This window comes from Escherichia sp. MOD1-EC5495 (assembly GCF_002965965.1).
In the GTDB taxonomy this organism is placed as follows: domain Bacteria; phylum Pseudomonadota; class Gammaproteobacteria; order Enterobacterales; family Enterobacteriaceae; genus Escherichia; species Escherichia ruysiae.
The window spans coordinates 227,839-249,393 of record NZ_PTRI01000002.1 but is presented as its reverse complement, the minus strand read 5'-3'; the positions used below and the strand labels follow the sequence as shown (position 1 = coordinate 249,393).

The window sequence follows — 21,555 nt, the reverse complement described above, 5'->3', positions numbered from 1 at the left end:
CACGCCTTTCAAATCCAATAAGTGACAACGTCACGTTTAATTCCACATACAGCACGCACAGCTTTTGCACCAGGTCTCTTTTCCCGCAAAATAGAGCCCCGTGTTTAATTTGCCATTTCTGCTCATGCAACATCTACACATCTACCCGGATCTGCGCACCATGTTTCGCCGCCTGCTTATCGCAATGGTCGTAGGCATTCTGGCGGCCTTTGCCGTTGCAGGGTTTCGTCATGCGATGCTGCTACTGGAGTGGCTGTTCCTCAATAACGACTCCGGCAGTCTGGTCAATGCAGCAACGAACCTTTCTCCGTGGCGACGACTGCTAACGCCGGCGCTCGGCGGACTGGCGGCAGGTTTATTGCTGATGGTCTGGCAGAAACTCTCTCAGCAACGCCCCCATGCACCTACCGATTATATGGAGGCGTTACAAACCGATGGGCAGTTTGATTACGCCACCAGTCTGATTAAATCCTTCGCTTCTTTGCTGGTGGTGACCAGCGGCAGCGCCATTGGTCGTGAAGGTGCGATGATCCTGTTGGCGGCACTTGCTGCCTCCTGGTTTGCCCAACGTTTTACCCCACGTGAAGAGTGGAAATTGTGGATTGCCTGTGGCGCGGCTGCGGGAATGGCAGCAGCCTATCGCGCCCCACTTGCCGGGAGTTTATTTATTGCCGAAGTCTTGTTTGGCACCATGATGCTGGCCTCCCTCGGACCAGTAGTGATCTCTGCCGTAGTGGCATTGCTTATTAGCAATCTTCTTAATCACAGCAATGCTTTGCTCTACAGCGTGCAACTCTCTGTGATAGTTCAGACTCGCGACTATGCACTGATTATCAGTACGGGCGTGTTGATGGGCTTGTGCGGTCCATTGTTTTTAAAGCTAATGAACGCCAGTCATCGGGGTTTTGTTAATCTTAAACTTGCGCCGCCCTGGCAACTGGCATTGGGAGGTTTGATCGTGGGTCTGCTTTCCCTGCTCACTCCTGCCGTGTGGGGCAACGGCTATAGTACGGTGCAATCCTTTTTAACTGCCCCGCCACTGTTTATGGTCATTGCAGGGATCTTCCTCTGCAAGCTAGTTGCCGTGCTGGCCAGTAGTGGTTCCGGCGCACCTGGGGGGGTGTTTACGCCGACGCTATTTATCGGACTGGCAATTGGCATGTTGTATGGCCGGAGCCTGGGGTTATGGTTTACTGGCAGCGAAGAAATTACGCTTTTACTTGGGTTAACCGGGATGGCAACACTTCTGGCTGCGACCACACATGCGCCCATTATGTCGACACTGATGATATGTGAAATGACCGGGGAGTATCAGCTACTCCCCGGTTTATTGATTGCTTGTGTGATTGCGTCAGTAATGTCGCGGACGTTACATCGTGACTCTATCTACCGCCAGCACACTGCGCAGCATGGATAAACGGATATATTGCCCCAGTTCTCGCTGTTCTGCGCGAGGCAGATAAGGAAGCTCACCAATAAGCGGCGCCGGGAGTTTTTTACCCAATACATCAATGATTTCAGCGTAGTGTGCTAACCCTGGGTTGATACGGTTAGCCACCCAGCCAATCAGCGGCAGTCCGTCGTTTGCAATCGCCTGTGCGGTCAGAAGCGCATGGTTAATACAGCCTTCCTGAATACCTACCACCATCAACACGGGTAGCTGCTCCTGAACCACCCATTCAGAGAGCGGACGCAGGTCATTCATCAGGCTACGCCAGCCGCCAGTACCTTCAACAACCACATGGTCGACTTTATCAGTCAGATTAGCCAGACCATTTGAAATGAGGGTGTAATTGATCGGGCAACTGTGCGCCACACTGCTTTCTTCTTCGCTTAACGCTATGGGATTGACTGCTTCATAAGGCAGTTCAATTGATGAAACACTCTGCAACACCAGGGCATCTTTATTACGTAGCCCATCAGGTGTCTCTTTGCTCCCCTTCGCCACGGGTTTATACCCCGCAACCGTTTTTCCCTGGGAGGCTAACGCTTGTAGCAATGCGCGGGAAACCACCGTTTTCCCCACAGAAGTGTCTGTACCTGTTATAAAGAAACGCTTCAGCATCACTAACTCCACCGTTATGCTTCACAAATATAAGCCAGGAAAATAATTCAACTTTGGAAGTCTAAGTTATGCGTTCCTGGCCCAATTTGAGATAGCGCAAATTTTGGTAGAACAGTTAAAAAATGTTAACCCTGCAACAGACGAATCAACAAAGAACCGTTATACATCGCGTCTTTTACCAACGCCGCCCCCGCCATCGTCCCCTGATTAGAGAACTGGGTGCTCTCGACGCTAATGTGCTGGCTGTAGGCTGGAAGCGCCTGCTGACGGATACTGTCAGAAATTACAGGGAACAGGATCTCTGCAGCCTTACTTAGCGGCGAACCAATCAGTATTTTTTGTGGGTTGAATAAATTCACCATGATGGCAAGAATGCGCCCGACGTGCGTCCCCACGCCAGTAATAATATCTTTTGCCAGCAGATCGCCCTGCAACGCAGCCAGGCACAATGAATCCACGGTTAATGGCTGCCCATGTAACATAGAACTCATAGATTGATTCAACCGTAATTGTGCAAGCTCAAGAATACTATCAACACTAGCGATGGTTTCCAGGCAGCCGTGGTTACCGCAATAACAGCGTTTCCCATAGGGATCGACCTGAGTGTGACCAATCTCCACAAGGCTACTGCTTCCCGCGTGTAACAAATGTCCATCGGTAATCACACCCGCACCCACGTTGTGATCAATCACCACCTGAATCACATCGCGCGCTCCGCGTGATGCGCCAAACAGAGCCTCAGCCATCGTCCATGCACTAATATCATGCTGAATATAAACCGGTACACCGGTATGCTGCTCCAGTACTTCGCCGAGCGGCATCTCTTTTACGTCCTCATAGAACGGCATACGATGCACAATGCCATTTTCCGTATCAATAATTCCCGGCAACGTAATGGCAATAGATGTCAGACGCTCGAGTTTTTTCTGATGGCGGATAAAAAACTGATCAATATGAGTAATTATGCGATCCAGCAGTGGCAATTCGTCCTGAAGCGCCAACTCCAGTGAGTCTTCCACCACCAGCTTGCTGCTCAGGTCGCGCAGGGCAAGAAAAATCTCCCCGCGACTAATGCGCAAAGAAAGATAGTGCCAGGCTTCTGTTTCTACCACCAGCCCCACCGCCGGACGCCCACGGTTTCCCGCTTCTTTAATTTCCAGCTCTTGCACCAGGTGCGCTTCGAGCATTTCGCGGACAATTTTGGTGATACTGGCTGGCGCCAGTTGCGCCAGCCGGGAAAGATCGATACGCGAAACTGGCCCAAGCTGATCAATCAGGCGGTAAACCGCGCCCGCGTTGGTCTGCTTTATTTGATCAATGTGCCCAGGCTGGTTTTCAGCAACCACCGCATACTCCCTATATTTTCGCGCTCCGAAATAATCTGTAGGTTATGGTGAAGTACTTCAATATGCGTCGTCAAATTTTTACTTCGTCATGTGATTAACAGCACATTTTTCGGTTTTTTTTGCTGAATTTTCCCTCACCGGAGTGCATTCATCAGCTGAATACGAAAGTTTCGTGCCGCCGGGCTTTGTTCACGATGCTTTGGCCAAACCAGCCACATTTCAGAAACCGCATCCTCTTCAGCAATAGGTAACCAGCGCATTTCATTGAGTTGGACACGTTTAAAAGAGGCGGGCAAAATCGAAACACCAAGACCGGCGGAAACCAGACCGATGATGGTCATCGCCTCGCCCACTTCCTGGGTGATGACCGGAGTCAGATTATAACGCCGCATCAGGCCAATAATGTCGTCATACAGCCCCGTCCCTACGTGTGGATCAAAAAAAACAAACGGTTCTTTTGCCAGTTCCGCCAGCGTTACGTTCGGTTTATTTGCCAAAGGATGATCGTGCGGGATCATTGCCATAAGCGGTTCATGCACGATTACCGCGTGATCCAGCGTCTCCGGCAACACGGTATTTCGTAACAACCCCATATCGAGCGTCCCTTCGGTAAGAGGGTCTATTTGCTCGCGAGTATTCATCTCGCGCGTCTGCAAATGGACATCAGGAAATTCGCAGCGAAATAGGGATAAGGTATCAGACACTGCGCGAATAAAGGGTGCCGACGAGGTAAAGCCAATGCGTAACTCTCCCGCTTCTCCCTGATGCAGACGTTCAGCGCGAGCGGCTGCGTCATCCACCATAGACAGAATTTGCCGACTATCAGCAAGGAACTGCTTCCCTGCTGCCGTTAGCAGCACGCTGCGGTTGGTTCGTGCCAACAGTCGCGCGCCAATTTGTTGCTCCAGAGCCTGAATCTGCTGACTTAGCGGCGGTTGCGAAATGTTCAGACGGGCAGCCGCGCGTCCAAAATGCAGCTCTTCCGCAACGGCAACAAAGTAACGGAGGTGACGCAATTCAATATTCATATTTTAAACATCTTATTTGAGATTATTAATATATTAGACATAACAATTCGATTTTCCTACTCTATTCCTGATCCCACATCACAGGCATAATTAGCAAGGATTTCAAGTGAGTCGTACTACAACTGTTGATGGCGCTCCGGCAAGCGACACTGACGAGCAACCCCTTTCCCAGCCAAACGAATTCATTAAACGCGGTACACCGCAATTTATGCGTGTCACTCTGGCGCTATTCTCTGCCGGGCTGGCAACCTTCGCGCTTCTCTATTGCGTGCAGCCTATTCTTCCGGTGCTTTCGCAAGAATTTGGCTTAACGCCTGCTAACAGTAGTATTTCACTGTCCATTTCAACGGCGATGCTGGCTATCGGTTTGCTGTTTACTGGCCCGCTATCCGATGCCATTGGTCGCAAGCCGGTGATGGTAACGGCGCTACTGCTGGCCTCCATCTGTACGTTACTTTCGACAATGATGACCAGCTGGCACGGCATTTTGATTATGCGCGCCTTGATTGGTCTGTCGTTAAGTGGCGTAGCTGCCGTTGGTATGACCTACCTTAGCGAAGAGATCCACCCCAGTTTTGTGGCCTTTTCAATGGGGCTGTATATCAGCGGCAACTCGATTGGCGGCATGAGTGGGCGCTTAATCAGTGGTGTATTTACTGACTTCTTTAACTGGCGAATTGCGCTGGCGGCTATCGGCTGTTTCGCCCTAACCTCGGCGTTAATGTTCTGGAAAATTCTCCCGGAATCACGTCATTTCCGTCCTTCCTCGCTGCGCCCAAAAACACTGTTTATTAACTTCCGTCTGCACTGGCGCGATCGGGGACTCCCCTTATTATTCGTCGAAGGCTTTTTGTTGATGGGCTCATTCGTAACGCTGTTTAATTACATCGGCTATCGGTTGATGCTTTCACCATGGCATGTTAGCCAGGCAGTGGTTGGGTTATTATCGCTGGTCTATTTGACAGGCACCTGGAGTTCGCCAAAAGCCGGCACCATGACTACCCGCTTCGGTCGTGGCCCGGTGATGTTATTTTCGACAGGTGTTATGCTTTTTGGTCTTATCCTGACATTGTTCAGCTCACTGTGGCTGATTTTTGTCGGTATGATGCTTTTCTCCAGCGGATTTTTTGCCGCTCACTCTGTCGCCAGTAGCTGGATTGGCCCTCGTGCTAAACGCGCCAAAGGTCAGGCTTCCTCGCTTTATCTATTCTGTTATTACCTGGGTTCAAGCATTGCCGGAACATTAGGTGGCGTCTTCTGGCATAACTATGGCTGGAACGGCGTCGGTGCATTTATTGCCCTGATGCTGGTGGTCGCTATTCTGGTCGGAACACGTTTACATCATCGCCTGCACGCCTGAAAAAAATAAGTCCGGACGATGCGTTAAATTACTGTCCGGACTTATTGCCTGCTCAACTCAACGTTAATAACCACCCTAAAACAGACGAAGCGCCTGCCATTTCTCGCAGGGCATCTAACGTCATCAGGATAATAAATACCCAAATTAGCGGATTCATTTTGCTGTGTGTCATTTATTGCTAATACACAGTGATTCTACCGATTTATAGGTAGTGAAAAAGCTACGTTATTCAATACTACCTATATTGGTGGGAAATTCTCCTTACATCACAATGCGTTATTATTTCCCACGTCATCGCTATTCGCTTTGTACATATCGTTACATGCCGAAACCAACCACTCACGGAAGCCTGTCATTTCCAGAGATATAGTCATTACATCGGCCCCGCAGTGGGGTTGCATAAAAAACAAAATTGAGGGTATGACAATGAAAAAAGTATTAGCTCTGGTTGTTGCCGCTACTATGGGGCTCTCTTCTGTCGCATTTGCTGCAGAAACTGCGACCACGCCTGCTCCGACTGCTACAGTGTCCAAAGCAGCGGCTGCAAAAACAGCGCATCATAAAAAACAGCATAAAGCGGCACCTGCCCAAAAAGCGCAGGCGGCTAAAAAGCATCATAAAAAAGCGAAAAATGAACAGAAAGCGCCTGAGCAAAAAGCACAGGCAGCCAAAAAACACAGCAAAAAACACAGCCAGCAGCAATCTGCAAAACCAGTTGTACAACCAGCTGCGTAAGTTTTCGGCAGCAATAATGGCGCGCCCCCTCGCGCCTGAAAATTACGGTGTTAAACGGATAACGTTTAACACCGCCTTTAGCGGAGGGTACTATGGTGGGCCGTTATCGCTTTGAGTTCATTCTTATCATCCTTATTTTATGTGCCCTGATTGCCACCCGTTTTTATCTTTTCTGAGCGTAGTTATCTGATTTTACTCCCACTTTCATCCCGTCCCGTCTATAGTATTCATGAGGGTTTGCTTTTAATAATCATAATTACTCACCAGAGTATGATATGCGTATAACTATTGCTGTAGTGCTGGGTGCAATTAGTCTGACATCTGCATTTGTGTTTGCGGATAAACCGGACGATCATAAATCGACCAATAATGAGGTCAGCACCCTATTTTTTGGTCATGATGATCGTGTATCAGTAAATAACACGAGCCAATCGCCGTGGGATGCGGTTGGGCAACTAGAAACGGCCAGCGGCAATTTATGTACGGCGACGCTAATTGCGCCGAACCTGGCATTAACGGCAGGACACTGTTTATTAACGCCGCCGAAGGGTAAAGCGGATAAAGCAGTTGCGCTGCGTTTTGTGTCGAATAAAGGTCTTTGGCGCTATGAGATCCACGACATTGAAGGCCGCGTTGATCCGACACTAGGGAAGCGGTTAAAGCCGGATGGGGATGGCTGGATTGTTCCCCCCGCAGCCGCGCCGTGGGATTTCGGTTTGATTGTGCTGCGCAATCCGCCTTCGGGTATTACGCCATTGCCGTTATTTGAGGGAGATAAAACCGCGCTTATCGCCGCATTAAAAGCAGCGGGTCGTAAAGTGACTCAGGCGGGATATCCTGAAGATCATCTCGATACGTTGTACAGTCATCAAAATTGCGAAATAACCGGCTGGGCGCAAACCTCGGTAATGTCGCACCAGTGCGATACCCTACCGGGTGACAGTGGTTCGCCGTTGATGCTTCATACTGATGACGGCTGGCAGTTAATTGGGGTGCAAAGTTCAGCTCCTGCAGCGAAAGATCGCTGGCGTGCTGATAACCGGGCCATTTCTGTCACTGGTTTTCGCGACAAACTAGAAGAACTGACCCGGCAATAACATTTCAAACGCTGCCCGCATTGTCGGGCAGCGTGTTCATCATGCAAGTTTCACCATAATCATTCCAGCCAACAGCAAGACCAGACCAACCCAGCCTTTACGATTTAAACGTTGACCAAACAAGATCCAGCCAGCGGCTAACGTGGCGGCAATACCAAACCCGCCCCACAACGCATACGCTACCGACAAATCTATGCCCTTTACTGCCTGGGAGAGTGAGCTAAAGGCCGCAAGCACCGCCGCCAGTGAGAGCAAGCCATAGACTTTACGGCGAAAGCCGTCAGAAAATTTCAAAAAGACGTTAGCAATAATTTCCAGCACGATTGCCAGTGCCAGCCAGGCGGCGTGAACCCATTCAAACTGCGCCATGATTCACCTCCAGCGAGGATTTACGCACTTTGCGAGTACCCGATTTAATCAACACAATCCCAGCCACCAGGGTTGTTAACCCGGCAATTTTTAGCAGCGATAAACTTTCGTCGAATAACAGAACACTAAAGAGCGTTATAAATAAAATACCGATGCCTTCCCACAGAGCATAAGCCACGCCAAGTGCTATTTTTTTCACGGCGAAAGAGAGAAATATATATGACAGCGAAATCATCACCAGCATTAAAATAAAACCGCCGTTTCCCTCACTAACGCTCGCCCATTTCATTGACAGCGTGCCGGTAATTTCTGTGGCAATAGCCAGACCTAATAAAACCCAATAAATATACATCGTCCTTCCCCTGCAAGAGAATTATTTTAACGTTCGCTCGACTCAGCGAAACCAAAAGAAAAGTATTCAGTCCAGCGCAGAGCGCCAGCTTTGGCAGAGGAAGGGACTAAAGCGCGTTGCGCCAGTGTTGCTCACCTGCGAGCAAGATGGTGGTTGAGGTACGGAAATGAGTAAATGTAGAAAATAACGTCCTGAACAAATTGTCCATAATATTACAATTATCCGCAGTGTTGCTTCTCGTCATCGCGGATGATAATTGTCCTCGGTAGTTGTACACGTCTGATTTGTATCATAGCTTAAGAATTAACTCAAAACATTTTCATTTCTTTACCTGAGTAGTTTGATTTTCGTTATAATGCCACGGCTAAAAAGAAAATATTATTAGCGAAGGAAGAAAAAACGGGGATACGCATGGCAAAGCCGATCATCACGCTCAATGGCCTAAAAATAGTCATTATGTTGGGAATGCTGGTCATTATTCTCTGCGGTATCCGTTTTGCCGCCGATATCATCGTCCCCTTTATCCTCGCCCTATTTATTGCAGTCATTCTTAATCCGCTGGTACAACGCATGGTTCGCTGGCGAGTGCCGCGTGTGTTGGCTGTGTCGATTTTAATGGTCATCATCGTGATGGCGATGGTGCTATTACTGGCCTATCTCGGCTCAACGCTCAATGAACTGACCCGCACTTTGCCACAGTATCGCAGCTCAATCATAAAACCCCTGCAAGTTCTGGAACCTTTGTTACAACGCGCGGGTATTGATATCTCGGTTGACCAACTGGCGCATTATATTGATCCGAACGCGGCGATGACGTTGCTCACCAACTTGCTGACGCAGTTATCTAACGCCATGTCATCCATATTTTTATTGTTGCTGACGGTGTTGTTTATGCTGCTCGAAGTGCCACAACTTCCCGGCAAACTCCAGCAAATGATGGCGCGCCCGGTCGAAGGTATGGCGGCGATCCAGCGCGCCATTGACAGTGTGTCGCATTACCTGGTGCTGAAAACAGCCATCAGCATCATCACTGGTCTGGTCGCCTGGGCGATGCTCGCCGCACTCGATGTTCGCTTCGCTTTTGTCTGGGGATTGTTGGCCTTCGCGCTTAATTACATCCCTAACATTGGTTCTGTTCTCGCGGCTATCCCCCCTATCGCTCAGGTACTGGTGTTTAATGGTTTCTATGAGGCGTTACTGGTGCTGGCGGGATATTTGCTGATTAATCTGGTCTTCGGCAATATTCTGGAGCCGCGCATCATGGGGCGCGGGCTGGGGCTTTCGACACTGGTAGTTTTTTTGTCGTTAATTTTTTGGGGATGGTTGTTAGGACCGGTGGGAATGCTGCTTTCCGTGCCGTTGACGATTGTTGTCAAAATTGCGCTTGAACAAACGGCGGGAGGCCAAAGCATCGCCGTCCTGTTAAGCGATCTCAATAAAGAGTAACGGCCTCCACAGAGGCCGTCAGGGTTACAGTGCTTTCAGGATTGCATCCACGCTGGCCTTGGCATCGCCAAACAGCATGTGAGTGTTTTCCTTGAAGAACAGCGGGTTTTGCACACCAGCATAGCCAGTGTTCATCGAACGTTTAAAGACAATCACGTTCTGTGCTTTCCACACTTCCAGCACAGGCATACCAGCAATCGGACTCTTCGGATCATCCTGCGCCGCCGGGTTAACCGTATCGTTAGCACCAATCACCAGTACGGTATCGGTATCAGCAAAGTCATCGTTGATCTCGTCCATTTCCAGCACGATGTCATACGGTACTTTTGCTTCAGCCAGCAATACGTTCATATGTCCAGGCAAACGCCCCGCAACCGGGTGAATACCGAAACGCACATTGATACCACGGGCACGCAATTTCTCGGTGATTTCTGCCACCGGATATTGTGCCTGCGCGACCGCCATGCCGTAGCCGGGGGTGATGATCACCGAGTGCGAATTTTTCAGCAATTCTGCCGTCTCTTCCGCAGTGATTTCGCGGTGCTCGCCCACTTCCTGATCGTCACCGGTGGAAGAACCATCTGTGCCGAAACCACCTGCAATGACGCTGATAAAGGAACGGTTCATCGCCTTACACATGATGTAAGAAAGGATGGCACCAGAAGAACCGACCAGCGCACCGGTCACAATCAGCAGGTCATTACTGAGCATAAAGCCCGCCGCCGCCGCTGCCCAACCAGAATAAGAGTTCAGCATCGACACCACTACAGGCATATCTGCGCCACCGATGGAGGCGACTAAATGCCAGCCGAATACCAGCGCAATGGCGGTCATTATCAGCAATGCCAGAACTTGCAGGCCGACGCTATCCGTGCGAACAAATACAATCAGCAGCAGGAAGGAAACGACCAGAGCCGCCAGGTTCATTTTGTGACGGTTTGGCAGCATCAGCGGTTTAGACGAAATTTTGCCGCACAGCTTACCGAACGCCACGACCGACCCCGTGAAAGTCACCGCACCGATGAAGATACCGAGGAACACTTCCGTCAGGTGAATATTGGCCAGAATCGGCGCCATTTCCGCGTCGTGATGCAGATAGCTGTTAAAACCAACCAACACCGCCGCCAGACCAACGAAGCTATGCAGGATCGCCACCAGCTCCGGCATTTCGGTCATTTCGACTTTCTTCGCCAGACGGATACCAATCGCCCCACCGATGACCATCGCCAGTAAGATCCAGCCAACGTTGCCAGTATCCGGTCCAAAGATAGTTGCAATTAAAGCAATCGCCATCCCGGCGATACCGAGGTTGTTACCCCGGCGAGACGTTTCATGTTTTGAAAGCCCAGCCAGACTGAAGATAAACAGGATCGCGGCAACAATGTATGCAGCTGTAACTAATCCTCCAGACATATGTTACCCCTTAGTTTTTGCGAAACATTTTCAGCATACGCTGAGTCACGGTGAAGCCACCGAAAATATTAATGCTGGCTATAAGCACCGCGATAAAACTAAGGAAGCTAACCCAGCCGCCCTGGCCAATCTGTAAAAGTGCTCCGACAACAATAATCCCTGAAATCGCATTGGTGACCGACATCAACGGTGTATGTAACGCGTGCGATACATTCCACACCACGTAATAGCCGACAACGCACGCCAGCGCGAACACGGTGAAGTGTCCGAGGAACTCTTTCGGTGCAACATTTGCCAGCCAGCCGAAAAGGATAATTGCCAGCGCCATCAAGGCGTATTTACGCCACGGCGAACAGGCACATTTTTCCTCGGTTTTGACTTCCGGTGCTGCTTTCTGCGCTGCCTGCGGCTGGGCTGAAACCTGAATCGGCGGCGCCGGCCAGGTAATTTCACCCGCACGGATCACGGTCACACCACGAATCACCACATCATCAAAATCAACAGTAATGTTGCCGTCTTTCTCTTTGCACAACAGTTTCAGCAGATTGACGAGGTTGGTGCCATAAAGCTGTGAGGATTGCGTCGGCAGACGCCCCGGAAGATCGGTATAACCAATGACTTTGACGCCATTTTCAGTGGTGAAGATTTGCCCCGGCACGGTGTATTCACAGTTACCGCCGTTTTGTGCTGCCAGATCGACAATCACACTGCCCGACTTCATGGAGTCCACCATTTCACGGGTAATCAGTTTCGGTGCCGGTTTGCCTGGAATCAGCGCAGTGGTAACAATGATATCGACGTCTTTTGCCTGCGCAGCAAAAAGCTCCATTTCCGCTTTGATGAACGCTTCCGACATCACTTTGGCATAGCCATCGCCGCTGCCTGCTTCCTCTTTAAAATCCAGTTCGAGGAATTCCGCGCCCATACTCTGAACTTGTTCTTTCACTTCCGGACGAGTATCGAACGCACGCACAATTGCGCCGAGGCTGTTTGCTGCACCAATGGCCGCCAGACCAGCAACACCCGCACCAATCACCATGACTTTTGCCGGCGGCACTTTACCTGCCGCAGTGATTTGTCCGGTAAAAAAGCGACCAAACTCATGAGCTGCTTCGACAATAGCGCGATAACCTGCGATATTCGCCATCGAACTTAACGCGTCCAGCGACTGGGCGCGAGAAATACGCGGTACGGAGTCCATCGCCATCACGGTGACGTTACGTTCCGCAAGTTTTTGCATTAGTTCCGGATTCTGCGCAGGCCAGATAAAACTTACCAGCGTTGTACCTGGATTCAGCAGTGCAATTTCATCATCTAACGGTGCATTGACCTTCAGAATGATCTCTGACTGCCAGACGTTATTCCCTTCTACTATTTCAGCGCCCGCTTGCACAAACGCTTTATCGTCAAAACTCGCCAGTTGACCCGCGCCGCTCTCTACCGCGACGGTAAAACCTAGTTTCAGCAACTGTTCCACTGTTTTTGGCGTTGCTGCAACACGGGTTTCATTGGTTAACCGTTCTCTTGGTATGCCAATTCGCATGATATTCCCTTCCATCGGTTTTATTGATGATGGTTTGCCTGTGTTTCAAGGTACACAAGCCGCTCATGAACGAGCTAAATGTTACTCCGTTAAAATAAATTAGTAACAAACGTCTATAACGTACTGAAAATAATGCCTGTGATCTAGCGCCAAAAATCAGTATTTCGGCGTTAACTCGAAAAATATTAACGATTCAGCCTTGATAGTGGGATAAACACCATAGAACACAAGATAAAGGGCGATAATTGTCTTCAATAGCCAGGTAAAACATGAGATCACCCCGTTGCAAGCCACCAGTTAACATTAAATTAACTTATACAATTCAGCCATTTCAGCCGCCTATGCCACTGCGCTCACTTTTTAATCACACATGGTTATTCGAACAGGTTTAAAATCAAATCAAGAAGTCTGATATGAAAAATGACGCAGACAGTTACACCGTTTAAATGCAATAATCAGCCACGTTTCTCGTTAATAACAATACCAGTACCTGGTTTGCGCAAGGCGAAGGATTATTTTTATGAAGCTTAAGAACACCCTCCTGGCGTCGGCACTGCTTTCTGCTACGGCATTCTCCGTTAACGCAGCAACAGAACTGACACCGGAGCAAGCGGCAGCGGTTAAACCTTTTGACCGTGTAGTGGTTACCGGACGTTTCAATGCCATTGGCGAGGCGGTGAAAGCCGTATCCCGCCGCGCTGATAAAGAAGGCGCAGCCTCTTTTTATGTTGTCGATACGTCAGATTTCGGTAACAGCGGTAACTGGCGTGTAGTTGCCGATCTCTATAAGTCTGATGCTGAAAAAGCAGAAACCGAAAAAAATCGCGTGATTAATGGCGTGGTGGAACTGCCCAAAGACCAGGCCGTTCTGATCGAACCGTTTGATACAGTTACCGTCCAGGGCTTTTACCGTAGCCAGCCTGAAGTCAATGACGCCATCACCAAAGCGGCGAAAGCAAAAGACGCATACTCTTTCTATATTGTTCGTCAAATCGATGCCAACCAGGGCGGCAACCAGCGTATTACCGCATTCATCTATAAAAAAGATGCTAAGAAACGCGTAGTACAAAGCCCGGATGTGATCCCGGCGGATTCCGACGCGGGACGTGCAGCCCTGGCTGCCGGTGGCGAAGCTGCGAAGAAAGTTGAAATCCCTGGCGTTGCCACTACTGCGTCACCAAGTTCCGAAGTCGGTCGCTTCTTTGAAACCCAGTCATCAAAAGGCGGACGTTACACTGTCACGCTACCTGACGGCACTAAAGTAGAAGAACTGAACAAAGCGACCGCAGCGATGATGGTGCCGTTCGACAGCATTAAGTTCTCAGGTAACTACGGCAACATGACCGAAGTTTCCTACCAGGTTGCTAAACGTGCCGCGAAGAAAGGGGCTAAGTATTACCACATCACCCGCCAGTGGCAGGAACGTGGCAATAACCTGACCATCAGCGCAGACCTGTATAAATAACTATTCAGTATCACGATAAGGCGGCTTTATGCCGCCTTTAGCATTTTTAGTCACAAATTTTCCCCTAACCATTGCATGACGATACATCTCTTCGTAAAATCCCGCGCCTTAGTGACAAACACCATTTTTATGCGTTTTGTCCTAATATTTATTCTTCCGAACACGTTTTGATCACTGGATACAGATGGAAAAGAAACTGGGACTGAGCGCGCTCACTGCGCTGGTATTAAGCTCAATGCTGGGCGCAGGTGTTTTCAGTCTGCCGCAAAATATGGCGGCGGTAGCCAGCCCGGCAGCATTATTGATCGGCTGGGGTATCACCGGCGCAGGGATTTTATTACTGGCCTTCGCGATGCTGATCCTGACGCGTATTCGTCCCGACCTTGACGGCGGTATCTTTACCTATGCCCGTGAAGGGTTTGGCGAACTGATCGGTTTCTGCTCTGCATGGGGATACTGGCTGTGCGCAGTTATCGCCAACGTCTCCTATCTGGTCATCGTCTTTTCCGCATTAAGCTTTTTTACTGACACGCCGGAATTGCGCCTGTTTGGCGATGGCAATACCTGGCAATCGATTGTCGGTGCATCCGCCTTATTATGGATTGTTCACTTTTTGATCCTGCGCGGCGTGCAGACTGCTGCCAGCATTAACCTGGTGGCGACGTTGGCAAAATTATTGCCGCTAGGTCTGTTTATTGTGCTGGCGATGATGATGTTCAAACTGGACACCTTCAAACTCGACTTCACTGGCCTTGCACTTGGCATACCAGTATGGGAACAAGTGAAAAACACAATGTTGATCACACTGTGGGTATTCATTGGCGTGGAAGGTGCAGTGGTCGTTTCTGCGCGAGCGCGTAATAAACATGATGTCGGCAAAGCAACACTTCTGGCGGTACTTTCCGCGCTGGGCGTTTATTTACTGGTAACACTGCTTTCGCTGGGCGTGGTAGCACGCCCGGAACTGGCTGAAATCCGTAACCCGTCTATGGCCGGCCTGATGGTGAAAATGATGGGGCCGTGGGGCGAGATTATCATCGCTGCCGGACTGATCGTTTCCGTTTGCGGCGCGTACTTAAGCTGGACCATTATGGCGGCAGAAGTCCCCTTCCTGGCGGCCACACATAAAGCATTCCCGCGCATTTTTGCTCGCCAGAATGCGCAAGCTGCGCCGTCTGCCTCACTGTGGCTGACCAACATCTGCGTGCAAATTTGCCTGGTACTCATCTGGCTAACCGGTTCCGATTACAACACATTGCTGACCATCGCCTCAGAAATGATTCTGGTGCCCTATTTCCTGGTTGGCGCGTTCCTGCTGAAAATCGCTACCCGTCCACTGCATAAAGCAGTAGGTATCGGTGCCTGCATTTATGGCTTATGGTTATTGTACGCCTCTGGCCCAATGCACCTGCTGTTGTCCGTCGTTCTGTATGCACCTGGGCTTCTGGTATTCCTGTACGCGCGTAAAACGCATACACATGATAATGTACTGAATCGTCAGGAAATGATGCTAATTAGCATGTTGTTAATTGCCGCAGTTCCGGCGACCTGGATGCTGGTGGGATAACGTTCGTCCCATCGTTGGATAGCAAAGGAGATAACGATGGGTAAACCCCACCCCTTGCCAATATTAATTACTGGCGGAGGCCGTCGCATTGGCCTCGCCCTCGCCTGGCATTTCATTAATCAAAAGCAACCGGTGATTGTCAGCTATCGGACGCACTATCCTGCCATTGATGGGCTGATTAATGCGGGTGCGCAATGTATTCAGGCTGATTTTTCAACCAACGACGGTGTGATGGCGTTTGCCGATGAGGTACTAAAAAGCACCCACGGCCTGCGTGCTATTTTGCATAACGCCAGCGCGTGGATGGCTGAAAAACCAGGTACGCCACTGACTGACGTGCTGGCCAGCATGATGCAGATCCACGTTAATACTCCATACCTTCTTAACCACGCTCTGGAAAGATTACTGCGTGGGCACGGACACGCCGCCAGCGATATCATTCACTTTACCGATTATGTGGTGGAGCGCGGAAGCGACAAACATATTGCCTATGCTGCGAGCAAAGCGGCGCTGGATAATATGACCCGCTCATTTGCCCGCAAGCTGGCACCGGAAGTGAAAGTGAATTCTATCGCGCCATCGCTGATCCTGTTTAATGAGCATGATGATGCTGAATATCGTCAACAGGCGCTGAATAAATCACTGATGAAAACCGCGCCTGGTGAGAAAGAAGTGATCGATCTGGTCGATTATTTACTCACCAGTTGCTTTGTTACCGGACGCAGTTTTCCGCTTGATGGCGGTCGACATCTGCGTTAATGCAGCTTCATCCAGCATATAATCAACACCCATGCGCTTATCCCCCAGCACGCAACGGAACCCACAAAAGCAGCGGGCAAGCGCATTATTCCGGTGAAATACCACAGCGACGCCAGGTAAACAAAATAGGGAATAATCGACCACATGCTGAAAATGATGGTTGCGCGTAAGGCTTCAATGCCGCGTTCGCTGGCAACAATATAATGCGCAATAAGCGCAAAGGTCGGGAAAAGCGGAATCAGCCCGGCGATATAGTAATTTTTCGTTTTTGCTAATACACCAATTAACACCACCACCAGCGCACCAAGCGCGGCTTTGATTACCAGCCCCATCTTTTTACCTTAACACTTCCATAACAAGTCATCCGTAGAATACCTGATGCAAACTTGTTTAGGAACGATTGATAGTAAGTAAAAACAACGCGGTGTATTGTGACGTTTTTATATCTACCGTGAATAATATGAACACTATCGTATTTGTGGAAGATGACGCAGAAGTCGGTTCACTGATTGCCGCGTATTTGGCGAAACATGATATACAGGTAACCATTGAACCTCGCGGCGACCATGCAGAAGAAACAATTCTGCGGGAAAATCCGGATCTGGTGCTCCTCGATATCATGCTACCAGGCAAGGACGGCATGACTGTCTGTCGTGATTTACGCACTAAATGGAGCGGGCCTATAGTTCTGCTGACATCTCTCGATAGTGATATGAACCACATTCTGGCTCTGGAAATGGGCGCCTGCGACTATATTCTCAAAACGACGCCCCCCGCAGTCCTGCTGGCGCGGTTACGTTTACATTTGCGTCAGAATGAGCAAACCACGCTGACCAAAGGTATACAAGAAGCACCTCTTACTCCTTACAAGGCATTGCATTTCGGTACGTTGACCATCGATCCCATTAACCGTGTAGTTACGCTTGCTAACCGTGAAATTTCACTTTCTACCGCCGATTTTGAACTGCTCTGGGAGTTAGCCACCCACGCGGGGCAAATTATGGACAGAGATGCGTTGTTGAAAAATTTACGCGGCGTCAGCTATGACGGTCTGGATCGTAGCGTGGACGTGGCTATTTCGCGGTTAAGAAAAAAACTGCGCGATAACGCTGCCGAACCTTATCGCATTAAAACCGTGCGAAACAAAGGCTATCTGTTTGCGCCTCATGCGTGGGAATAAGCGATGAAAAAACTGTTTATCCAGTTTTATCTTTTACTGTTTGTCTGCTTTCTGGTGATGTCCCTGTTGGTTGGGCTGGTGTACAAATTTACCGCCGAACGCGCGGGCAAACAGTCGCTGGATGATTTGATGAACAGTTCGCTATACCTGATGCGTAGTGAATTGCGCGAGATCCCCCCGCACGACTGGGGGAAAACACTGAAGGAGATGGATTTAAATCTCTCTTTTGATCTGCGCGTCGAACCGTTGAGTAAATATCATCTCGATGAAATCTCCATGCATCGGCTGCATGGCGGCGAAATTGTCGCCCTGGACGATCAGTACACTTTTTTGCAACGTATACCGCGCAGCCACTACGTGCTGGCAGTCGGTCCCGTGCCTTATCTTTATTACCTCCATCAAATGCGATTACTGGATATCGCGCTGATCGCTTTTATTGCCATCTCCCTCGCCTTTCCGGTGTTTATCTGGATGCGTCCGCACTGGCAGGACATGCTAAAACTGGAAGCAGCGGCACAACGATTTGGCGATGGGCATCTCAATGAACGTATTCACTTTGATGATGGTTCGAGTTTTGAACGACTTGGCGTGGCGTTTAACCAGATGGCGGACAATATCAACGCCTTGATTGCCAGCAAAAAACAGCTTATCGACGGTATCGCCCACGAACTGCGAACGCCGTTAGTGCGCCTGCGTTATCGACTGGAGATGAGCGATAACCTGAGCGCAACAGAATCCCAGGCATTGAATCGCGATATCAGCCAACTGGAAGCTTTAATTGAAGAACTGCTGACTTATGCTCGACTCGATCGCCCGCAAAATGAGCTCCATCTTAGCGAACCAGACCTGCCGTTGTGGCTGTCAACACATCTGACCGACATTCAGGCGCTAACTCCCGATAAAACGGTACGGATAAAAACCATCATACAAGGTCATTATGCGGCGCTGGATATGCGCTTAATGGAGCGCGTGCTGGATAACTTGCTCAATAACGCCCTGCGCTACTGCCATTCAACCGTTGAAACCAGCCTGCTACTGACAGGAAACAGAGCGACATTAATTGTTGAAGATGATGGTGCAGGGATTGCACCACAGGATCGAGAACATATTTTTGAACCCTTTGTTCGCCTCGACCCCAGCCGTGACCGTGCAACCGGCGGCTGCGGGCTGGGACTGGCAATTGTCCGCTCTATTGCGCTGGCTATGGGCGGAACGGTTAATTGTGATACCAGCGAACTGGGTGGTGCCCGCTTCTCGTTTAGCTGGCCGTTATGGCACAACATTGCGCAATTTACCTCTGCCTGACGCTACGCGCACGGTGGTCAAGCCGTCGCCACTGTGCTATAAAATAAGTATGTTGTAACTAAGTGGTGATTTTATGGCTCGTTACGATCTCGTAGATCGACTCAATACTACCTTTCGCCAGATGGAGCAAGAACTGGCCGCATTTGCCGCTGAGCTCGAACAGCACAAGTTGCTGGTTGCCCGGGTGTTCTCTTTACCGGAAGTCAAAAAAGAAGATGAGCATAATCCGCTGAACTGCATTGAAGTTAAGCAACATCTCGGCAAAGAGGCGCAGGCGCTCGCGTTACGTCATTTCCGCCATTTGTTTATTCAGCAACAGTCTGAAAATCGCAGCAGCAAGGCCGCTGTTCGTCTGCCCGGCGTGTTGTGTTATCAGGTCGATAATCTTTCACAAGCGGCGCTGGTAAGTCATATTCAGCGCATCAATCAACTTAAAACCACTTTCGAGCATATCGTCACGGTTGAGTCAGAACTTCCTACGGCGGCGCGTTTTGAATGGGTGCATCGCCATTTGCCGGGGCTGATCACACTTAACGCTTACCGCACCCTCACCGTTCTGCATGACCCCGCAACTTTACGTTTTGGCTGGGCGAATAAACATATCATTAAAAATTTACGTCGTGATGAAGTGCTGGCGCAGCTGGAAAAAAGTCTGAAATCACCCCGCAGCGTCGCACCGTGGACGCGTGAGGAGTGGCAGGGAAAACTGGAGCGTGAATATCAGGATATTGCCGCCCTGCCACAGGACGCGAAGTTAAAAATCAAACGTCCGGTGAAGGTGCAGCCGATTGCCCGCGTCTGGTACAAGGGAGATCAAAAACAGGTACAACACGCCTGCCCGACGCCTCTGATTGCACTGATTAATCGGGATAATGGCGCGGGCGTGCCGGACGTTGGCGAGTTGTTGAATTACGATGCCGACAATGTGCAGCACCGTTATAAACCGCAGGCGCAGCCGCTTCGTTTGATCATCCCACGGCTGCACCTGTATGTTGCAGATTAACGCCCTGCTTTCATGCTACCGACCATCTGTTCTGGTCGTACCCAGCTGTCAAACTCGGCTTCGCTAAGATAGCCCAGCGCAAGGGCTGCGGCTTTTAAGGTCAGCTCTTCTTTATGCGCCTTTTTGGCAATCTCGGCGGCTTTGTCATAGCCAATGTGGGTGTTGAGTGCGGTCACCAGCATCAGCGATTCATTGAGTAATTGATTGATTCGCTCACGATTCGGCTCAATCCCCACTGCACAGTGTTTGTTAAAACTTTCCATGCCATCTGCCAGCAAGCGTACCGATTGCAGGAAATTGTGGATAACCATCGGACGGAAGACGTTCAGTTCAAAGTTTCCGGAAGCGCCACCCATGTTGATCGCCACGTCGTTCCCCATCACCTGACAGCAAAGCATGGTTAACGCTTCACACTGCGTTGGGTTCACTTTCCCAGGCATGATTGAACTGCCCGGCTCGTTTTCCGGGATTGAGATTTCACCAATTCCGCAGCGAGGGCCAGATGCCAGCCAACGGACGTCATTGGCAATTTTCATCAGTGACGCAGCCAACCCTTTCAAGGCGCCGTGCGCCTGAACCAGCGCATCACAGGTCGCCAGAGCTTCAAATTTGTTCGGGGCGGTAACAAACGGCGCGCAGGTAATTACCGAAAGTTCATCCGCAACGCGACGCGCATATTCCGGATGAGTATTCAGCCCCGTCCCTACTGCTGTACCACCCAGCGCCAGTTCCGCCACGTGCGGCAGACTGTACTCGATATGTTTGAGATTATGCTCCAGCATCGCTACCCAGCCAGAAATCTCCTGCCCCAGCGTCAGCGGCGTGGCGTCCTGCAAGTGGGTACGACCGATTTTGACGATATCGGCAAATGCGCGCGATTTCTCACTCAGCGTTTGTGTCAGTGTTTTAAGCTGCGGAATGAGTTGCTTGCGCAGCGCCAGCAGCGCCGCAACATGCATCACTGTCGGAAAGACATCATTGGAACTTTGGCTTTTGTTCACGTCGTCGTTAGGGTGAACTTTACGTTCCATCCCGCGCACGCCGCCGAGCAATTCGCTCGCCCGGTTAGCCAGCACTTCGTTCATATTCATATTGCTTTGCGTACCGGAACCGGTCTGCCAGATAGCCAGCGGAAATTCATCGTCATGCTGTCCCGCCAGCACTTCATCTGCCGCCTGACGAATGGCACTCGCTTTCTCTTCGGACAGCAAGCCTAAATCTTCATTAACTTTTGCCGCTGCGCGCTTGGTTAGCGCCAGCGCATGAATCAGTGAGGTTGGCATTTTCTCCGTCGAAATGCGGAAATGCTCCAGCGAGCGTTGAGTTTGTGCGCCCCACAGCTTATCTGCCGGGACATCGATCGCACCCATCGAATCTTTTTCGCTGCGTACTGTTTTCATGGACTGCTCCTCACCTGATTAATTTTTTCTTTCTGTTTTGCTTACGTTAAGCAACTTTTAGCTCACTCATTATTTACTATTTGATAACAAATGTTTGGTCTTTCGTGCCATGTAAAAAAGCC

General features: G+C 50.0%; 23 protein-coding genes. 12 read left to right on the top strand and 11 right to left on the bottom strand.

Going from position 1 to position 21,555, the window contains the following annotated elements; translation table 11 throughout:
* The first annotated feature begins 124 nt into the window (after nt 1–124).
* The gene (clcB, locus tag BEG40_RS02895) at nt 125–1,417 is read left to right on the top strand and encodes a voltage-gated ClC-type chloride channel ClcB (protein WP_105284874.1); all 1,293 of its coding nucleotides are present in this window, start codon (nt 125–127) and stop codon (nt 1,415–1,417) included.
* Here clcB and bioD read toward each other — a convergent pair.
* From bioD to ynfL, 3 genes are all read right to left on the bottom strand, one after another.
* Entirely contained in the window at nt 1,370–2,065 is a 696-nt protein-coding gene (gene bioD / locus BEG40_RS02890; protein WP_000919217.1) for a dethiobiotin synthase, read from the bottom strand. The two genes, clcB and bioD, sit on opposite strands and share 48 nt — an antisense overlap.
* 125 nt (nt 2,066–2,190) lie before the next feature.
* On the bottom strand, nt 2,191–3,411 hold the full coding sequence (gene mlc / locus BEG40_RS02885; RefSeq protein ID WP_000225256.1) for a sugar metabolism global transcriptional regulator Mlc: 1,221 nt from the start codon (nt 3,409–3,411) through the stop codon (nt 2,191–2,193).
* Between the two features lie 134 nt (nt 3,412–3,545).
* Nucleotides 3,546–4,439, bottom strand: a complete 894-nt coding sequence (gene ynfL, locus BEG40_RS02880) for a multidrug efflux transcriptional activator YnfL/SxtR(Kp) (RefSeq protein ID WP_001019520.1) — start codon at nt 4,437–4,439, stop codon at nt 3,546–3,548.
* Nucleotides 4,440–4,545: 106 nt separating this feature from the next.
* Between ynfL and ynfM the strand changes: the two genes are divergently transcribed.
* Nucleotides 4,546–5,799, top strand: a complete 1,254-nt coding sequence (ynfM, locus tag BEG40_RS02875; RefSeq protein ID WP_105284848.1) for a multidrug efflux MFS transporter YnfM/SxtP(Kp) — start codon at nt 4,546–4,548, stop codon at nt 5,797–5,799.
* A gap of 52 nt (nt 5,800–5,851) precedes the next feature.
* Here ynfM and BEG40_RS22265 read toward each other — a convergent pair whose 3' ends face one another.
* Nucleotides 5,852–5,956, bottom strand: coding sequence for a KPN_01571 family protein (locus BEG40_RS22265; protein ID WP_211437555.1), 105 nt, complete (start codon nt 5,954–5,956; stop codon nt 5,852–5,854).
* A 269-nt stretch (nt 5,957–6,225) separates the two neighbouring features.
* Between BEG40_RS22265 and asr the strand changes: the two genes are divergently transcribed.
* The 3 genes from asr (at nt 6,226) to BEG40_RS02860 (ending at nt 7,631) form a co-directional block, all read left to right on the top strand.
* Nucleotides 6,226–6,534 (top strand): acid resistance repetitive basic protein Asr, encoded by a 309-nt coding sequence (gene asr / locus BEG40_RS02870; protein WP_206748361.1) that lies wholly within the window; start codon nt 6,226–6,228, stop codon nt 6,532–6,534.
* Between the two features lie 92 nt (nt 6,535–6,626).
* Complete coding sequence (gene ydgU, locus BEG40_RS02865) at nt 6,627–6,710, top strand: small membrane protein YdgU (protein ID WP_000233091.1); 84 nt, start codon at nt 6,627–6,629, stop codon at nt 6,708–6,710.
* A gap of 99 nt (nt 6,711–6,809) precedes the next feature.
* Entirely contained in the window at nt 6,810–7,631 is an 822-nt protein-coding gene (locus BEG40_RS02860) for a trypsin-like serine peptidase (RefSeq protein WP_001223110.1), read from the top strand.
* A 39-nt stretch (nt 7,632–7,670) separates the two neighbouring features.
* Here BEG40_RS02860 and mdtI read toward each other — a convergent pair whose 3' ends face one another.
* The 3 genes from mdtI to BEG40_RS22305 all read right to left on the bottom strand — a co-directional run bounded on the left by mdtI (nt 7,671) and on the right by BEG40_RS22305 (nt 8,629).
* Complete coding sequence (gene mdtI / locus BEG40_RS02855) at nt 7,671–8,000, bottom strand: multidrug/spermidine efflux SMR transporter subunit MdtI (protein ID WP_000046658.1); 330 nt, start codon at nt 7,998–8,000, stop codon at nt 7,671–7,673.
* Nucleotides 7,987–8,352 carry a multidrug/spermidine efflux SMR transporter subunit MdtJ gene (gene mdtJ, locus BEG40_RS02850; protein WP_000276159.1) on the bottom strand — a complete coding sequence of 122 codons (366 nt, stop codon included), beginning with the start codon at nt 8,350–8,352 and terminating at the stop codon, nt 7,987–7,989. The genes mdtI and mdtJ overlap by 14 nt, the downstream gene beginning before the upstream one ends.
* A gap of 106 nt (nt 8,353–8,458) precedes the next feature.
* Nucleotides 8,459–8,629 (bottom strand): protein YdgV, encoded by a 171-nt coding sequence (locus tag BEG40_RS22305; RefSeq protein ID WP_085948676.1) that lies wholly within the window; start codon nt 8,627–8,629, stop codon nt 8,459–8,461.
* 134 nt (nt 8,630–8,763) lie between these two features.
* Between BEG40_RS22305 and tqsA the strand changes: the two genes are divergently transcribed.
* Entirely contained in the window at nt 8,764–9,798 is a 1,035-nt protein-coding gene (gene tqsA, locus BEG40_RS02840; RefSeq protein WP_001118205.1) for an AI-2 transporter TqsA, read from the top strand.
* 24 nt (nt 9,799–9,822) lie between these two features.
* Here the strand turns inward: tqsA and pntB are convergent, their stop codons facing one another.
* Together pntB and pntA are read right to left on the bottom strand one after the other, a co-directional pair.
* Entirely contained in the window at nt 9,823–11,211 is a 1,389-nt protein-coding gene (pntB, locus tag BEG40_RS02835; RefSeq protein ID WP_000014064.1) for a Re/Si-specific NAD(P)(+) transhydrogenase subunit beta, read from the bottom strand.
* A gap of 10 nt (nt 11,212–11,221) precedes the next feature.
* On the bottom strand, nt 11,222–12,754 hold the full coding sequence (gene pntA, locus BEG40_RS02830) for a Re/Si-specific NAD(P)(+) transhydrogenase subunit alpha (protein ID WP_001219379.1): 1,533 nt from the start codon (nt 12,752–12,754) through the stop codon (nt 11,222–11,224).
* 520 nt (nt 12,755–13,274) lie between these two features.
* On the opposite strand from pntA, the gene ydgH reads away from it, so the two are divergent.
* The 3 genes from ydgH (at nt 13,275) to folM (ending at nt 16,545) form a co-directional block, all read left to right on the top strand.
* On the top strand, nt 13,275–14,219 hold the full coding sequence (ydgH, locus tag BEG40_RS02825) for a DUF1471 family protein YdgH (protein WP_105284847.1): 945 nt from the start codon (nt 13,275–13,277) through the stop codon (nt 14,217–14,219).
* Between the two features lie 184 nt (nt 14,220–14,403).
* A complete protein-coding gene (locus BEG40_RS02815) occupies nt 14,404–15,786 on the top strand; it encodes an amino acid permease (protein ID WP_000412363.1) in 1,383 nt (460 codons plus the stop codon).
* Between the two features lie 36 nt (nt 15,787–15,822).
* Nucleotides 15,823–16,545, top strand: a complete 723-nt coding sequence (folM, locus tag BEG40_RS02810) for a dihydromonapterin reductase (RefSeq protein ID WP_105284846.1) — start codon at nt 15,823–15,825, stop codon at nt 16,543–16,545.
* Here folM and BEG40_RS02805 read toward each other — a convergent pair.
* Nucleotides 16,542–16,877 carry a GlpM family protein gene (locus tag BEG40_RS02805; RefSeq protein WP_000524884.1) on the bottom strand — a complete coding sequence of 112 codons (336 nt, stop codon included), beginning with the start codon at nt 16,875–16,877 and terminating at the stop codon, nt 16,542–16,544. The genes folM and BEG40_RS02805 overlap by 4 nt on opposite strands.
* Before the next feature lie 128 nt (nt 16,878–17,005).
* Between BEG40_RS02805 and rstA the strand changes: the two genes are divergently transcribed.
* The 3 genes from rstA (at nt 17,006) to tus (ending at nt 20,033) form a co-directional block, all read left to right on the top strand.
* Entirely contained in the window at nt 17,006–17,725 is a 720-nt protein-coding gene (rstA, locus tag BEG40_RS02800; protein ID WP_001092493.1) for a two-component system response regulator RstA, read from the top strand.
* 3 nt (nt 17,726–17,728) lie between these two features.
* Nucleotides 17,729–19,030, top strand: a complete 1,302-nt coding sequence (gene rstB / locus BEG40_RS02795) for a two-component system sensor histidine kinase RstB (RefSeq protein WP_016158225.1) — start codon at nt 17,729–17,731, stop codon at nt 19,028–19,030.
* A gap of 73 nt (nt 19,031–19,103) precedes the next feature.
* Nucleotides 19,104–20,033, top strand: a complete 930-nt coding sequence (gene tus / locus BEG40_RS02790) for a DNA replication terminus site-binding protein (protein ID WP_000135176.1) — start codon at nt 19,104–19,106, stop codon at nt 20,031–20,033.
* Here the strand turns inward: tus and fumC are convergent.
* Nucleotides 20,030–21,433, bottom strand: coding sequence for a class II fumarate hydratase (gene fumC / locus BEG40_RS02785; RefSeq protein WP_105284845.1), 1,404 nt, complete (start codon nt 21,431–21,433; stop codon nt 20,030–20,032). The two genes, tus and fumC, sit on opposite strands and share 4 nt — an antisense overlap.
* Nucleotides 21,434–21,555 lie beyond the last annotated feature (122 nt).

Coding starts and splice junctions, on each gene's coding strand:
- clcB (WP_105284874.1), top strand. CDS start 125: ATGCAACATCTACACATCTACCCGGATCTGCGCACCATGTTTCGCCGC.
- bioD (WP_000919217.1), bottom strand. CDS start 2,065: ATGCTGAAGCGTTTCTTTATAACAGGTACAGACACTTCTGTGGGGAAA.
- ynfL (WP_001019520.1), bottom strand. CDS start 4,439: ATGAATATTGAATTGCGTCACCTCCGTTACTTTGTTGCCGTTGCGGAA.
- BEG40_RS22265 (WP_211437555.1), bottom strand. CDS start 5,956: ATGAATCCGCTAATTTGGGTATTTATTATCCTGATGACGTTAGATGCC.
- asr (WP_206748361.1), top strand. CDS start 6,226: ATGAAAAAAGTATTAGCTCTGGTTGTTGCCGCTACTATGGGGCTCTCT.
- ydgU (WP_000233091.1), top strand. CDS start 6,627: ATGGTGGGCCGTTATCGCTTTGAGTTCATTCTTATCATCCTTATTTTA.
- BEG40_RS02860 (WP_001223110.1), top strand. CDS start 6,810: ATGCGTATAACTATTGCTGTAGTGCTGGGTGCAATTAGTCTGACATCT.
- mdtI (WP_000046658.1), bottom strand. CDS start 8,000: ATGGCGCAGTTTGAATGGGTTCACGCCGCCTGGCTGGCACTGGCAATC.
- mdtJ (WP_000276159.1), bottom strand. CDS start 8,352: ATGTATATTTATTGGGTTTTATTAGGTCTGGCTATTGCCACAGAAATT.
- tqsA (WP_001118205.1), top strand. CDS start 8,764: ATGGCAAAGCCGATCATCACGCTCAATGGCCTAAAAATAGTCATTATG.
- pntB (WP_000014064.1), bottom strand. CDS start 11,211: ATGTCTGGAGGATTAGTTACAGCTGCATACATTGTTGCCGCGATCCTG.
- pntA (WP_001219379.1), bottom strand. CDS start 12,754: ATGCGAATTGGCATACCAAGAGAACGGTTAACCAATGAAACCCGTGTT.
- ydgH (WP_105284847.1), top strand. CDS start 13,275: ATGAAGCTTAAGAACACCCTCCTGGCGTCGGCACTGCTTTCTGCTACG.
- BEG40_RS02815 (WP_000412363.1), top strand. CDS start 14,404: ATGGAAAAGAAACTGGGACTGAGCGCGCTCACTGCGCTGGTATTAAGC.
- folM (WP_105284846.1), top strand. CDS start 15,823: ATGGGTAAACCCCACCCCTTGCCAATATTAATTACTGGCGGAGGCCGT.
- BEG40_RS02805 (WP_000524884.1), bottom strand. CDS start 16,877: ATGGGGCTGGTAATCAAAGCCGCGCTTGGTGCGCTGGTGGTGGTGTTA.
- rstA (WP_001092493.1), top strand. CDS start 17,006: ATGAACACTATCGTATTTGTGGAAGATGACGCAGAAGTCGGTTCACTG.
- rstB (WP_016158225.1), top strand. CDS start 17,729: ATGAAAAAACTGTTTATCCAGTTTTATCTTTTACTGTTTGTCTGCTTT.
- tus (WP_000135176.1), top strand. CDS start 19,104: ATGGCTCGTTACGATCTCGTAGATCGACTCAATACTACCTTTCGCCAG.
- fumC (WP_105284845.1), bottom strand. CDS start 21,433: ATGAAAACAGTACGCAGCGAAAAAGATTCGATGGGTGCGATCGATGTC.